Here is a 14,280-nt window from a genome sequence, read left to right on the forward strand (position 1 = left end):
GGCCCCCTCCCCATCCCTCCCCCGCAAGCGGGAGAGGGAGCAACCCTCTCAAGCGCCGAAACTGGCTATCTCCGGCTTCAGCGCGTGAGAACAGAACTCGGCAACCGCCGAGTTCTGGCGGGAAGGATGGGAAGGGAGCTAGCCTCAAACATCCTCAGGCGGCCGCCTGCAGCCCCACGTCGGGAAGCTCCGGACGGGTCTTCAGGGCGGCCGCCATCAGCGCCTCCACCTCGGCCCGCTCGTGGTCCAGCAGCGCGAGGCGCGGCGGGCGGGTGAGGAAAGTGCCACGGCCCATGATGTGCTCGCACAGCTTGATGCACTGGACCAGATCGGGGCGCGCATCGAGATGCAGCAGCGGCATGAACCACTCGTAGAGCGCCATGGCTTCGGCGAAACGGCCGGCGCGGGCGAGGCGGAACAGGGTCTCGCCCTCGCGCGGGAAGGCGTTGGACATGCCCGACACCCAGCCCTGCGCGCCCATGGCGATGCTCTCCACCACCACGTCGTCAAGGCCGGCGAACATGATGAAGCGGTCGCCCACCTTGTTGCGCAGGTCGATGAAGCGGCGGGTGTCGCCCGAGCTTTCCTTGAAGCAGACGATGGTCTCGCAATCCACGAGGGAGGCGACCACGTCCGGGGTCACGTCGTTCTTGTAGACCGGCGGGTTGTTGTAGATCATCACCGGCAGGTCGGTGGCCTTGGAGACGGTGCGGAAATGGGCCGCCGTCTCATGGGGCTTGGAGGAATAGACCAGCGCCGGCATGAGCATGATGCCGTCCACGCCCACCCTGGCGGCTTCCTTCGCGGTGGCGATGGCGAATGCGCTGGTGAATTCGGCGATGCCGCAGATCACCGGCACCCGGCCGGCGGCAACCGCCTTGCCGGCCTCCATCACCTGGATCTTCTCCGCAGTGGTGAGCGAGCAGTTCTCGCCCACGGTGCCGCACACGATCATGCCGGACACGCCGTCGCGGACGAGGCCTTCCATCACCTTGGCGGTGGCGTCGATATCAAGCGAAAAATCCTCGCGGAACTGGGTGGTCACGGCCGGAAAGACCCCTTCCCAGCTGATTGCCGGCTTCATCTCATGTCATCCTTGTGTCGATAGGGAGTGCGGACGAGGCCCCGCCCCGCCCGCGTGCAGGTTTGCGGGATCAGAGGGCGGCGCCGGCCTTGCGCAGGTCGGCGAGGATCGGGGCCTTGGGCAGCCAGATCCTGTCGTATTCGGCGATGATCTTCTCGCGGTCGGCCACCTCCGCCACCTTGATCGGGATCGCGGCCTTGAACTTCTCCAGCAGCACCGGCTCGTTCACCACGGTCTCGTCCACCTGGGCGTCGAGCGCGCTCTTCGTGAGCTTGCTGATAAGCGCCTTGTCGGCGGGCGACAGGGTCTGCCACACCCGGCCCGAGACCAAAGCAATGACCGGCATGAAGATGGCGTCCATCTTCAGCATGGTCTTCGACACCTTGTCGAAGCGCTGGTTCCAGGAGAAGTCGAGGTCGGCCTCCAGGCCATCCACCTGGCCGTTGGACATGGCGTCGAACACCGCAGGCGTCGGGATCGGGGTCGGGGCGGCGCCGAGCAGCTGGTAGAAGTCGCGATAGGCCGGCGTCGTATTGATGCGCAGCTTCATGCCGTTGAGGTCCTTGATGCCCGTGATGGGCTTCGCGGAGAACACGACGCGCATGGTGGTGATGCCCCAGGCGAGGCCCACCGTCCCGGTCTCCTTGGGCAGCACGTCCAAAAGGCTCATGGCCACGGGGGTGCGCACCAGCTTGCCGGCCTTGGCGGTGGAATCCACCACCCACGGGGCGTTGATGGCGGCAATCGCCGGCACCCGCGAGCCCAATTCGGCAGTCATGATCCAGCCCATGTCGAGGGCGCCGGTCTGCATCTGCTGCAGCATGGCCGCCTCGTTGCCGAGCTGGCCCGAGGGGAAGACGCTGATGGAAAGCCGGCCCTTGGTCTCCTCCTTCAGCATGGCGCCCACCTTCTCGGCGGCCACGTTCCAGGGATGGCCCACCGGGGTGATGATGCCGAGGCGGAATTCCTTCGCCTCCTGGGCCCGCACCACGCCCGGCGCGGCGAGGGGAAGGGCGGCGCCGGCGGCGGCGCTCAGGAGGAAATGGCGACGGGACAGAATCATGGCGGGGCTCCGGGAAGGTTGCTTGTTCATTTGACGAGGGCGGTGGAGAGCGACGGCACCAGCGACAGCAGCACCAGAAGGGCACAGGCGGCGAAGAAGAACGGCAGGGTGACGTAGAACATCCGCCCCACCTTCGCCCCGGTGACTGCCGAGGCGACGAAGAAGCACAGGCCGACCGGCGGGGAGAGGAAGCCGAGGACGAGGTTGATCACCACCACCACGCCGAAATGCACGGGGTCGATGCCATAGACGAGGGTCGCCACCGGCAGCAGGATCGGCACCGTCATGATGAGGCCGGGCGCGCCGTCGATCACCGTGCCGATGACCAGCAGGATGACGTTGACCAGCAGCATGAAGGTGACGGGGTCGTGGGCCACGGTCTGCACCCAGGCCGCCACCGCCTGCGGGACCTTGCCGTAGACCAGCACCCAGGAGAACACCGCCGCCACCGCCACCAGGAACAGGATGACGGAGGAATAGAGCCCCGCCTTCAGCAGCATCTGAGGCAGGTCGGAGAAGGACAGCTCGCGGGTCCAGTAGCGGCCGATGAGGAGCGCCGCCAGCGCCCCCACCGCCGCCGCCTCGGTGGCATTGGCAAGGCCGGTGAGGATGGAGCCGACGATGACCACGGGGATGATCAGCGTGGGGATGGCGTTCAGCACGATATCCACCCGCTGGCGCCAGGTCATGGCCTCGCCGCGGGGATAGTCGTAGAAGAAGCCCATGATGTAGACGCAGAGGCAGAACAGCCCCGTCAGCAGCACGCCGGGGATAATGCCGGCGATCAGCATGTCGCTCACCGACACCTGCGCCAGCACCGAATAGACCACGAACATGATGGACGGCGGGATGATGGGCCCCAGCATGCCCGCATAGGCGGTGAGACCGGCGGCGAAGGTCTTGTCGTAGCCCTTCCTCTCCATCTCCGGCACCAGGATCTGCGCCATGATGGCGACCTGCGCCGTGGCCGAGCCGAGGATGGACGACACCAGCATGTTGGCGATGAGGTTCACATAAGCGAGCCCGCCCTTCAGCCGGCCCACCACCGCCATGGCCATGTCGATGAGGCGGCGGGTGATGCCGCCCCCGTTCATGATCTCGCCGATCAGCACGAACAGGGGGATGGCGATGAGGCCGTAGCTGTCCACCCCGCCGAACAGCTGGGTGGGAAAGGTCTGGAGCAGCAGCGGGTTGCCGGTGGCGAGGATGAACGCCACCCCGGACAGGGCGATGCACAGGCTGATGGGCACGCCCACCAGCATGGTGATGAGGAAGGCGGCGGTGGTGACCATCAGCTTGCCGCCTCCGCATGGGCCATGGGGAAGCCGCGATAGACGCGGCGCGGCATGAACTCCAAGTCCTCCACCAGGTTGGCGAGGCCGTGAAGGGTGATGGAGACCGCGAACAGCGGAATGACGAGGCTCACCACCCAGGTCGGCCAGTTCAGCGTCTGGGTGTGTTCCGTATAGAGGAAGTTGAAGGTCTCGCCCGCGAAGGTCCTGGCATCGAAGCCGGCGGCGGCGATGCCGACCGGGTCCATCCAGATCCAGCACATGTAGGACAGGATCAGCCCGAACAGCACGGTGAACACCGTGGCGATGGCTCGGGCCGCCTTCACGCCGGCGGGCGGCAGGCGCTCCGTGAGCAGCCCGACGCTGAAATCGAGGCGCAGCCGCGTCATGGCCGAGGCGCCGATGAAGCTCAGCCACACCACCGCATACACGGCCGATTCGTCGATCCAGTAGATGGGCGTCCCGGTATAGCGGGTCACCACATTCAGCAGGATGAGGAAGCTCACGAGCCCCATCAGGCCGATCACCGCCACCCGCTCGAAGGCGAGAAGGCCGGACGAGAGGGCGAGCACGAGCCCGCACGGCCCCGCTCCCGCGGCGCCTGTCTTGGTCGCATGGTTCATTTTATCGCTCTGGAAGGCGGACCCTTGTGGGCCTCGATTTGGTGCTTTCGTTTTAAATGTAGATTTTATACATTCGACACGTCAATACCCCGCCAACGCTTTTTGCTGTAGCTCAGACCCATGAATTCCGGCAGCATGAATTCCGGCAGTCCGACCGCCGCCCAGAAGGGCCTCAAGCACCGCACCCTCTCGGCGGCGATCCTCGACCAGTTGCGCCAGGCGATCCTCGACGGCACCCATCCCGCCGGCACCCAGCTGCGGCAGGATGCGCTGGCGGATGCCTATGGCGTCAGCCGCATCCCGGTGCGCGAGGCGCTGTTCCAGCTGGAGGCCGAGGGCCTGGTGCGCATCGTCCCGCAGAAGGGAGCCATCGTCTCCGACCTGTCGGTGGAGGAGATCAACGACGTGTTCGAGCTCAGGCGCATCATGGAGCCGCGCCTGTTGGAACGCGCGGTGCCGCTCTTCACCACCGAGGACTTCGCAAGGCTCGATGCGATCCACGCCCGCTTCACCGCCGCCACCAAGGCCCACGACGTGAGCCGGTGGGGCATCCTCAACGCCGATTTCCACATGGCGCTCTATGATCGCGCGGCCCTGCCCCGCACCCGCCAGATCGTCGCCGCCCTGCTCCAGACCTCCGACCGCTACACCCGCCTCCAGCTCTCCACCACGGAAGCCATGGGCCGGGCGGAAAGCGAGCACGCCCAGCTCATCGCCCTGTGCCGGGCCGGCGCCGTGGCGGAGGCCAGCCGCTTCCTCGACGCCCATATCGCCACCGTGCACGCCGACCTCATCCGGGTCATCGAGCACCGGGCCGCCCGCGCCGCGGCGGGCGAAGGCGGCCGCGGCGCGGCGCGGGACGCGGAACGGGCCGGCGCCCTGCTTCCCGTCCCGCCGCCCTTGGCAAAGGGCGAGGTCCTGGGCTAGAGCCGGATCTCCTGTTCCGGAGACCCCATGGCCGACCGCATCCTCGTCGCCCGCATCGGCGCCCCCCATGGCGTGAGGGGCGAGGTGCGCCTGTTCGTCTTCACCGAGGACCCCGGCGCGGTGCTGGACTACGATCCGCTCACCGACGCCACCGGCAAGAAGCGCTTCCGCATCGCCGCCCTGCGCGCGGCCAAGGACCATTTCGTCGCCCGCATCGAGGGCATCGCCGATCGCACGGCGGCCGAGGCGCTCACCAATGTGGACCTGTTCGTCGCCCGCGAGGCCCTGCCGGCGCCGGACGACGCGGACACCTTCTACCATGCCGACCTCATCGGCCTCGACGTGGTGGACGAGGCCGGCGCGGTGATCGGCAAGGTGGTGGCGCTGCAGGATTTCGGCGCCGGCGACATCCTGGAATACGCCCCCCTGCTGCCCGCCACCAAGGCCAGGACGCTGATGGTGCCCTTCTCGAAGGATGCGGTGCCGGTGGTGGACGTGCCCGGCCGGCGCGTGGTGATCGCCGAAGCCTTCGTGGAGCGCAAGGCGCCGGAGCCGGAGGACGGCGAGGACGCGAGCGAATAGGGACGGAGTGAGCGCGGCGCACCGAGCCCCCCGTTTGACTTGGGCGCGCCCCTCCCCCATCACGCCACCATGACCTTCCGCGCCAGCATCCTCACCCTTTATCCGGAGATGTTTCCCGGCCCCCTCGGCCATGCCCTCGCCGGCCGGGCGCTGGAGAAGGGGCTGTGGGCGCTGGAGGCGGTGCAGATCCGCGACCATGCCCTCGACAGGCACCGCTCGGTGGACGACACCCCCGCCGGCGGCGGCCCCGGCATGGTCATGCGCGCCGACGTGCTGGCCCGCGCCATCGACGCCGTCTCCCCGCCCGGCGATCCCCGCCCGCGCCTGCTCATGACCCCGCGCGGCGCGCCGCTCACCCAGGCGCGGGTGCGCGCTCTGTCGGAAGGGCCCGGCGCGGTGATCCTGTGCGGGCGGTTCGAGGGGGTGGACGAGCGCATCGTCGCGGCCCGCAACCTCGAGGAAATCTGCGTCGGCGACGTGGTGCTGTCCGGCGGCGAGGCGGCGGCGCTGCTGCTGCTGGATGCCTGCGTGCGGCTCATTCCCGGCGTCATGGGCAAGACGGAAAGCGGCACCGAGGAGAGCTTTTCCGCCGGCCTGCTGGAATATCCCCAATATACCCGCCCGCAGCTGTTCGAGGGCCAGCCCATCCCGGAGGTGCTGACCTCAGGCGACCATGCCCGCATCGCCCGCTGGCGCCACGCCCAGTCCCTCGCCGTCACCCGCGCGCGGCGGCCGGATCTTCTCCCGCATGACGGAACCATGAAGGAAAGGGAATGACACGGCCCTATTTCTCGGCTATGGAGCCGCGTCCCTTAACTTAAAACGACACGATGCGGCACCGGGGCGTTTTGCCGGACCGGTGACTGCATAAAGGTTGGCGACATGAACATCATCCAGACGCTCGAAGCCGAGCAGGCGGCGAAACTCGCCGAAAAGCGTGCCATCCCGGACTTCCAGCCCGGCGATACCGTTATCGTGAACGTGAAGGTGGTCGAAGGCGAGCGCACCCGCGTGCAGGCCTATGAGGGCGTGTGCATCGCGCGTTCCGGCGGCGGCCTCAACGAGAGCTTCACGGTTCGCAAGATTTCCTACGGCGAGGGCGTGGAGCGCGTGTTCCCGGTCTATGCGCCGCTGATCGATTCCATCAAGGTGGTCCGCCGCGGCAAGGTGCGCCGCGCCAAGCTCTATTACCTGCGCGATCGTCGCGGCAAGTCGGCCCGTATCGCCGAGCGCCAGGACCGCACCGCCGACGGCAAGATCAAGAAGGGCGGCAAATCGGCCCCCGTCGCCGCCGCCGAGTGAGCAGAGCCCCAGGGCCGGCATCCGCCGCCTGAAGCGCCGAATATTCAACGCCTCCGGGACCACCCGGGGGCGTTTTTTTCGTTTCGGGCCCGCGCAGCGCCTGAGCGAAGGCATCCAGGCTGCTCAGGCGCCCGGCACGTCGTCCCTGAGGCGCGCGAACAGCCCGTCCGGGTCGGCATCGAAGGCGCGGCGGATCTCGGCGAGCGCGGTCTCGCCGCCGCGATAGCTGGCGCCGCCCACATGCAGCCAAGCATCCAGCAGCATCTTAGGCTCGCTCCAGCCCCCGTCCGGCGCGGGCACGCGCACCGAGCGCGCGTGCGGCCAGGCGAAGCCGGAGACATCGAGCTTGCGGAACAGCACATGCCAGTTGCGCCCGCCGGTGTCGGTGCCCAAAAGCCGGTCGGGGCCGAAATCCAGCGGCTTGGCCACGAGGCTGCCGTCATAGATCGAAAATCCCGGCCACAGGTACCAGGCCTTCACCCGGCTGCTCCAGCGCTGGAGCCCGTAGATGGGCTGGCGCGCCACCAAAGCGGCAAGGTCGGTGGGCTTCAGCAGCACCAGATCGTGGTCGAGCATGGCGAACACGCGCGGCTTCACCTTGCGCAGCACGTTGTGGAACACCCAGTTGGCGGCGGCGGCATGGGAACGGGCGGTGCGCACCCGCACCAGGGGCGCCGGCGGCAAAGCGAGGTAGTAAAGTCCCTTGTCCGCCGCGATGGCGGCAAGCTCGCGCCGCGCCTGCGGCTCCGTGGAATTGTCGCAGACGAGCAGCGGCGTGCCGGGGGCGAAGCGCGCCATGGAATCGGCCAGAAGCGCCACCGCTTCCGGCACGTTGTAGGCGATGGTCAAAGCGAGGGCACCGTCGCGGCGGCGGCCCAGCGCCTCCACCACCTCGGCCTGCCCCTCGGCCCGGCGACCGCGATAGAGCCGGTCGAGCACGGCGTAGCGCGCGTGGTTGAGGGTATGGAGGCCCGGCAGCGACGCGATCAGGCCGGCCAGCCCGGCCCGCTTGTGCCCTTCAGACCCGCTCATGAGGCTGCTCCCGATGCGGCCGTGTCTCCCGCCCCGGCGCGCAATCGGGCGAGAAGGCCGTCCGGATCCGCCGCGAAGGCCCGCGCCACCGTGTCGAAGGCCCGCCCGCGCCCGCCATGGCCGGCGCCACCGGCGTGCAGCCATCCGTCCACCAGCAGGTGATCCTCTCCCGCCCCCGTGCCGGGATCGGCGACGAACACGGTGCGGGTTTCCGCGAATGCCAGCGCCTCCCGGTCGAGGCGGCGGTAGAGGACGTTCCAGTTCTGCCCACCGGTGTCAAGGGTGAGCGGAGTGTCGGTGCCGAAGTCCAGCGGCAGGCCCTGCACCGCCTTGTAATTGAACACGCTGAAGCCCGGCCACAGGTACCAGGCCTTATGACCCTCGCCATGGCGCGCCATGCCGTAGCAGGGCTGGGCGGCGACGCGGGCGGGCAGGTCGTCCCCCTGAAGCGGGATCAAATCGTGGTCGAGCAGGGCCACCACCGGCGGCGCCACCGGGCGCACGAGATTGGCCCAGATCCAGTTCAGCGCCACCGCATGGGAGCGCGAGCCGTTGCGCCCGCCGCGATAGGGCGAGGGCGGCAGCGGGCAATAGGCGATGCCGCGCTCCGCGCACAGGGCGGCAATGGCGGCGCGGGCGGCGGCATCGGTGGAGTTGTCGCACACCACCAGCGGCGTATCGGGCAGGAAGCGGCCCATGGCCTCGGCCAGCAGGGCGACGGCTTCCGGCATGTTGAAGGCGACGGTGAAGGCCAGGGCGGGGGCGCGCTCAGCCTTCAGCCGCGCCACCAGCGCCTGCTGTCCGCGGGCGTGCCGGCGGGCATAGATGCGGTCCACCAGAAGGTTGCGCGCCCGCCGCAGGCGGTGCGCCAGCGGGGCGGCGCCGAGCCAGTCCTTCAGCGCATAGTCGGCGAGATCGCGCATGGGTCGGCTCAGGGCTGGGACGGCGCCGTGAGGCGGCGCAGGACGGGGACGGGGTCCGAAGGCGGGGGTACGGCGCGGGAGACAGCATGGAGCACCACCTCGCCCCGCCCGTCCGCCCTCGGGAAGGTACCGATGGCGCGGAACCGGTCCGGGAAGGCGGCGACCGTCGCCTGAGCCGCCCGGCTGGCGGGCGTCGCCCCGGTCTCCCGCGCCTCCACGGCCAGGGCCGCCGCGCCGATGGCGTCAAAGGCGGCCAGAAGCTCCTCGGGGGTGGCGGTGGGCAGGCGGTCCGCCTCCACCACGAAGCTGCGGCGGGCGCGGTCGCGCTGGGCGATGGCGGCCCCCAGCGCCGCCGCCCCCCTCGCATCGCCGGCAACCACGATCACGGGGGGCGCCGCATCGCGGGCGAGGAAGGCCTCCGCCGCCGCATCCATGCCGATGGGTCCCTTGCGCACCTGCTGGAGCAGGCCCGGCATGGCGGCAAGCAGCAGCAGGAGCGCCACCGCCAGCTCCCGGATGGTGCCCCAGCCCGAGACCAGGAGGCCGGTGAGCCGCATGGCGCCGAACGCCGCCAGCATGGCCACCGGCGCCAGAAGGACAATGGCATCAATGGGAACGCCCCGCCCCACCCCCAGCCAGAAGGCGAGGGTGAAGGCCGGCACCAGCGCCGCCACCGGGGCCAGCGCCTGCGCCTCCCCATGCGTCCCTGCCGCCTTGCGCCAGCCGTCCACCACGGTGAAGACGAGGCCAGCGGCGGCAAGGGCCAGCGGCAGGGTGCCGAAGGCGGCGCGCAGCGTCTGCCAGACCTGCTCCGGCCCCTGCGCCGTCACCACCGGGGGCAGCCGGCCGGCGGCGAGCGCCACCGCCAGCGCCAGCACAGCGAGAGCCGCGAGCGGCACGAGGACGCGCGCCCGCCGCATCAGATCAAGCCGCCCGGCCATCAGCGCCGCCAGCGGCGGCAGCAGCAGAACCACCGCCCCCGCCGGCGCCACGAGCACGCTGATCGCCCCGGCGGCGGCGAACAAGGCGGCGGAAGCGGTGGTGCCGCGCCGCATGCAGCGGCCGAAGGCCAAAGCGGACAGGAGCGCGGACAAGGCCAGCGGCAGATCGAGGCCCAGCACGAGGCTCGCCTCCCGCAGCAGCGGCAAGGCGGCGAGCACGAAGCCCACCGCCACCGCCGGCAGCACGCCCACCGACCACGCCGTGGCCCAGCCCGCGCTCACCACCAGCAGCGCGGCGAGCGCCGCCGGCAGCAGCAGCGCCGCCGGCGTGGTGGGCGTCAGCAGCAGCAGCCAGCCGCCCGTCAGCACATGGAACAGGGTGAGCCGGGAGAGCGGCAGCGCCTGCGGGGCGGCGAGGCCATAGTCCGCCGCGAAGGCGCCCGGCGCGGGAAAGCCGGCGGCGGCGTGGTCGGCCACCATGAGGGCGGTGACGAAATGGCGCGCCTCCTCGGGATCGGTGGCGCCGAGCTCCGCCACATAGGCGCCGGCCCCCAGCTGCTGGGCGACGATGACCGCCGTGGCGAGCAGGAGCACGATGAGAAAGACGAGGCCGCGCAACGCGACGGTGCTCCTGCGCCTTTCGCTCGCCTCCACGCTCACGATCATCCTCCGCCCGGCACGCGGCGCGACGCCGCATTCGCCCGCGTTCTAGAGCGCGAATGCGCGAAGGTCCACGCCGTCGGCGCCACACCGGCGGGGTCTCGCCTCAAAAGCACGGTGCTGCGACCGGGCATCCCCCGGCCCCCGCGCCGAACGCGGCGACGGGGGCCGCTTAAAACAGAGGCACGGCCGGCGCCCCGGTAAGGCTTGACCTCGAAGGCCCCGGCGGGTGAGGTGGGAGCGAGCGGCTTCAAGCCGGCCCGCCCCATTCCCCGGATCCGGCCAATCCCTCGGACACTCATGGCGAACGACCTCTCGCTGCGGATCGTGATCGTGGACGAAAGCCCCGTCCGCGCCGCCATTCTGGAGGAAGGCCTGAAGGAGGCCGGCTTCCAGAACGTGCTGCGCATCACCGGGCGCACCAACCTCCTTGAGCGCATCTACGCCATCGACCCGGACGTGATCCTCATCGACCTCGAGGACCCCTCCCGCGACACCATCGAGCAGATGTTCCAGGTGAGCCGCGAGGTGAAGCGACCCATTGCCATGTTCGTGGACCAGACCGACTCGAAAACCATCGAGGACGCCATCGAGGCCGGCGTCGCCTCCTATGTGGTGGACGGGCTGAGGAAGGACCGGGTTAAGCCGATCCTGGAGACCACCATCTCCCGCTTCCGCGCCTTCGCCCGCCTCAAGGCGGAGCTGGAGGAGGCCAAGACCCAGCTGGAGGAGCGCAAGGTGGTGGACCGCGCGAAGATGATCCTCATGAAGATGAAGGGCATCGACGAGGAGGCCGCCTACGGCCTTTTGCGCCGCACCGCCATGAACGAGAAGAAGCGCATCGCCGACATCGCCCAGTCCATCATCACCGCCGCGGAGCTTCTGCGATGAGACGGCTCGCCATGGGGTTCATCCCCCTCACCGACGCGGCGGTGCTGATCGCCGCCTCAGAGCGCGGCTTCGCCATGGCGGAGGGCATCGAGATCGAGCTGCACAAGGAGGTGTCCTGGGCCAACATCCGCGACAAGGTGAATGTGGGCCTGCTCGACGGCGCCCACATGCTGGGGCCGCTGGCCATCGCCTCCTCGCTGGGCCTCGGCCACGTGCGGGTGCCCCTGGTGGTGCCGTTCGCGCTCAACCTCAACGGCAGCGCCATCACCATCGACAAGCACATCTACGCCGCCATGGGCGAGGTGGGGGAGGACCTCTCCATCGCCCCCGGCGCGGCGCAGGCGCTGGGCAAGGTGGTGCGCCAGCGCAAGGCCGAGGGGCGCGACCCGCTCACTTTCGCCTCGGTCTATGCCTTCTCCACCCACACCTATCTGCTGCGCCACTTCCTGAGTGGCGGCGGCATCGACCCGGACCGGGACGTGCGGTTCGTGGTGGTGCCGCCCCCGTACATGGCCGAGAGCCTGCGCGGCGGGCTCATCCACGGCTTCTGCGTCGGCTCGCCCTGGAATTCGGTGGCGGTGGAGGCGGATGTGGGGCGCATCGCGGTGCTGGGGGCGGAGATCTTCGGCTGGGTGCCGGAGAAGGTGCTGGGGGTGCACGCCCGCTTCGCCAATGCCGAGCCCGAGCTGCTGCACCGCCTGGTGCGCGCGCTCCACGCCGCCGCCCGCTGGTGCGAGGATGCGGCCAACCACGAGGACCTTGCCCGGCTCCTGGGCGAGCCGCGCCATCTCAACCTGCCCGCCGACGTGCTGAAGCGCACCTTGGACGGGCGGCTGCATTCGGCGCCCGGCGGCACGCTGCGGGTCCATCCCGATTATCTGGTGCTCAACCGCGACGGCGCCAACCGGCCCGAGCGCGACCATGCCCTGTGGATGTATGCCCAGATCGTCGCCGCCGGACAGGGCGAGTTCGCCGCCGACGCGGCGCGCGAAGCCATGAGCGTCTACCGGCCGGACATCTTCGACCAGGCGGTGGGCGCGGTGCCGGTGAAGCATCCCGAGCCGGATTGCGTCGCCACCCAGTTCGGCGCGGCCTTCGACGCGCGGGCGTTTCTGGGGGGCGCGAGCGGGACATAGCCGCGCCGCCAGGACCTTTGGCCTGTTCGCCCCGCCGTCATGGATCACCATAGCCGTCTGCAAACGGCCCTCGGATCGAGCTTTCCGACAGCTTCCCGGCAGCCCCTTCGCGCCGACCGCAGCGCACAATTTGAATGCAAGTGCACCTCATCCATGCGCAGCCAGAAGGCAGGGATTTCTGCTGCCCGAATTTTCACCAAGGCGTAAATGTTGTAATTTCAGATACATGAGCCTTTCAACCCACTTGGCCCGCCGCTTGCATTGGTAATCCCCAAGCGCGGTCAACGACGATCTCGCCCCCCATAACATTCGTCCCAATGACGGGACCCGCAGCAAAGCCGCTGACACCGATGGCCCTTCGGCCGGTCGTGATGTCCTGCGGCTTTTTTTGTTTCGGGTCCCCTCTGCGCCGTCCGCCGATCCAGAGGAACCAAGAATGAGCGACGCTTCGAAGACCACGTTTCCCGCCGCCGCCGCAGGCGTGTCCCGCCGCTCGCTGCTGAAAGGCTCGGCCGCGGCGCTGGGTACCGCCGCCCTGTTCGACGCGGTGCGCATGGCCTTCCCCGGCGGCGTGCCGTCTGCTTATGCGGCAGCGCCGGAAACCACCAAGGCGATCCTGGGCTATATCGCCCTCATGGACGCCTCGCCCCTGGTCATCGCCAAGGAGAAGGGCCTGTTCGCCAAGCACGGCGTGCCGGACGTGGAGGTGGTGAAGCAGGCCTCCTGGGGCGCCACCCGCGACAACCTCGTGCTCGGCGGCGAGAAGAACGGCATCGACGGCGCGCACATCCTCTCGCCCATGCCCTACCTCATCTCCGCGGGCAAGGTGACGCAGAACAACGTGCCGACCCCCATGGTCATCCTGGCGCGCCTCAACCTCGACGCCCAGGCCATCTCGGTCTCCAACGAATACAAGGACCTCAAGGTCACGGCCGACGCCGGGGCGCTGAAGGCGGCCTTCGCCAAGAAGAGAGCCGAGGGCAAGGAGGTCAAGATCGCCATGACCTTCCCCGGCGGCACCCACGATTTGTGGATCCGCTACTGGCTGGCGAGCGCCGGCATCGACCCGGACAAGGACGTCTCCACCATCGTGGTGCCGCCGCCGCAGATGGTGGCCAACATGAAGGTCGGCAACATGGACGCCTTCTGCGTGGGCGAGCCGTGGAACGAGCAACTCGTGAACCAGGGCATCGGCTTCACCGCCTGCACCACCGGCGAGATCTGGCGGCACCACCCCGAGAAGGCGCTCGGCATGCGCGCCGACTTCGTGGAGAAAAACCCCAACACCGCCAAGGCCATCCTGAAGGCGGTGATGGAAGCCCAGCAGTGGTGCGACAAGATGGAAAACAAGCAGGAGCTGGCCGAGATCGTCGGCAAGCGCCAGTGGTTCAACGTGCCCGTCGCCGACATCATCGGCCGCCTCAAGGGCGACATCAATTACGGCAACGGCCGGGTTGAGAAGGGCACCGACCAGTACATGAAGTTCTGGAAGGACCATGCCTCCTATCCCTTCAAGAGCCACGACGCCTGGTTCATCACCGAGGACATCCGCTGGGGCAAGTTCGAGCCCTCGACGGACATCAACGCCCTCGTCAACAAGGTGAACCGCGAGGACATCTGGCGCGAGGCCGCCAAGGAGCTCGGCGTCGCCGCCTCGGATATTCCCGCCGGCACCTCGCGCGGCAAGGAAACCTTCTTCGACGGCAAGGTCTTCGATCCCGCCGATCCGCACGCCTACCTGAAAAGCCTCGGCATCAAGCGCGTCGAGGCCTGAGCGCGGCACGTGCCGCAGCCCCCTCTCCCGCTTGCGGGGGAGGGCAGGGA

At 69.1% G+C, this 14,280-nt stretch carries 14 protein-coding genes; 7 read left to right on the forward strand and 7 right to left on the reverse strand.

Going from position 1 to position 14,280, the window contains the following annotated elements:
* Positions 1-154 precede the first annotated feature (154 nt).
* The 4 genes from K9U40_RS18780 to K9U40_RS18795 all read right to left on the reverse strand — a co-directional run bounded on the left by K9U40_RS18780 (position 155) and on the right by K9U40_RS18795 (position 4,062).
* Positions 155-1,084, reverse strand: a complete 930-nt coding sequence (locus tag K9U40_RS18780) for a dihydrodipicolinate synthase family protein (protein ID WP_282891663.1) — start codon at positions 1,082-1,084, stop codon at positions 155-157.
* Positions 1,085-1,154: 70 nt separating this feature from the next.
* On the reverse strand, positions 1,155-2,147 hold the full coding sequence (locus K9U40_RS18785; RefSeq protein ID WP_282891664.1) for a TRAP transporter substrate-binding protein: 993 nt from the start codon (positions 2,145-2,147) through the stop codon (positions 1,155-1,157).
* 26 nt (positions 2,148-2,173) lie between these two features.
* A complete protein-coding gene (locus tag K9U40_RS18790; protein ID WP_282891665.1) occupies positions 2,174-3,439 on the reverse strand; it encodes a TRAP transporter large permease in 1,266 nt (421 codons plus the stop codon).
* Complete coding sequence (locus K9U40_RS18795; protein WP_282891666.1) at positions 3,439-4,062, reverse strand: TRAP transporter small permease; 624 nt, start codon at positions 4,060-4,062, stop codon at positions 3,439-3,441. The genes K9U40_RS18790 and K9U40_RS18795 overlap by 1 nt, the downstream gene beginning before the upstream one ends.
* A gap of 135 nt (positions 4,063-4,197) precedes the next feature.
* Between K9U40_RS18795 and K9U40_RS18800 the strand changes: the two genes are divergently transcribed.
* From K9U40_RS18800 to rplS, 4 genes are all read left to right on the forward strand, one after another.
* A complete protein-coding gene (locus K9U40_RS18800; protein ID WP_282891667.1) occupies positions 4,198-4,989 on the forward strand; it encodes a GntR family transcriptional regulator in 792 nt (263 codons plus the stop codon).
* A gap of 27 nt (positions 4,990-5,016) precedes the next feature.
* Positions 5,017-5,571 carry a ribosome maturation factor RimM gene (rimM, locus tag K9U40_RS18805; RefSeq protein ID WP_282891668.1) on the forward strand — a complete coding sequence of 185 codons (555 nt, stop codon included), beginning with the start codon at positions 5,017-5,019 and terminating at the stop codon, positions 5,569-5,571.
* 69 nt (positions 5,572-5,640) lie between these two features.
* Entirely contained in the window at positions 5,641-6,348 is a 708-nt protein-coding gene (trmD, locus tag K9U40_RS18810) for a tRNA (guanosine(37)-N1)-methyltransferase TrmD (protein ID WP_282891676.1), read from the forward strand.
* A gap of 105 nt (positions 6,349-6,453) precedes the next feature.
* Positions 6,454-6,873, forward strand: coding sequence for a 50S ribosomal protein L19 (rplS, locus tag K9U40_RS18815; RefSeq protein ID WP_282891669.1), 420 nt, complete (start codon positions 6,454-6,456; stop codon positions 6,871-6,873).
* Positions 6,874-6,996: 123 nt separating this feature from the next.
* Here rplS and K9U40_RS18820 read toward each other — a convergent pair whose 3' ends face one another.
* The 3 genes from K9U40_RS18820 to K9U40_RS18830 are packed head-to-tail and all read right to left on the reverse strand — an operon-like array spanning position 6,997 to position 10,429.
* Positions 6,997-7,905, reverse strand: coding sequence for a hypothetical protein (locus K9U40_RS18820; protein ID WP_282891670.1), 909 nt, complete (start codon positions 7,903-7,905; stop codon positions 6,997-6,999).
* Positions 7,902-8,828 (reverse strand): hypothetical protein, encoded by a 927-nt coding sequence (locus K9U40_RS18825; protein ID WP_282891671.1) that lies wholly within the window; start codon positions 8,826-8,828, stop codon positions 7,902-7,904. Before K9U40_RS18825 ends, K9U40_RS18820 begins: the two co-directional genes overlap by 4 nt.
* Before the next feature lie 8 nt (positions 8,829-8,836).
* Entirely contained in the window at positions 8,837-10,429 is a 1,593-nt protein-coding gene (locus tag K9U40_RS18830; protein WP_282891672.1) for a hypothetical protein, read from the reverse strand.
* A 300-nt stretch (positions 10,430-10,729) separates the two neighbouring features.
* Here K9U40_RS18830 and K9U40_RS18835 point away from each other — a divergent pair, with 300 nt between their 5' ends.
* The 3 genes from K9U40_RS18835 (at position 10,730) to K9U40_RS18845 (ending at position 14,230) form a co-directional block, all read left to right on the forward strand.
* Entirely contained in the window at positions 10,730-11,320 is a 591-nt protein-coding gene (locus K9U40_RS18835) for an ANTAR domain-containing response regulator (protein WP_282891673.1), read from the forward strand.
* The gene (locus K9U40_RS18840) at positions 11,317-12,456 is read left to right on the forward strand and encodes a CmpA/NrtA family ABC transporter substrate-binding protein (protein WP_282891674.1); all 1,140 of its coding nucleotides are present in this window, start codon (positions 11,317-11,319) and stop codon (positions 12,454-12,456) included. Before K9U40_RS18835 ends, K9U40_RS18840 begins: the two co-directional genes overlap by 4 nt.
* Positions 12,457-12,892: 436 nt before the next feature.
* Positions 12,893-14,230 (forward strand): CmpA/NrtA family ABC transporter substrate-binding protein, encoded by a 1,338-nt coding sequence (locus tag K9U40_RS18845; RefSeq protein WP_282891675.1) that lies wholly within the window; start codon positions 12,893-12,895, stop codon positions 14,228-14,230.
* Positions 14,231-14,280 lie beyond the last annotated feature (50 nt).

The organism is Xanthobacter autotrophicus (assembly GCF_030015065.1).
GTDB lineage: Bacteria > Pseudomonadota > Alphaproteobacteria > Rhizobiales > Xanthobacteraceae > Xanthobacter > Xanthobacter autotrophicus_D.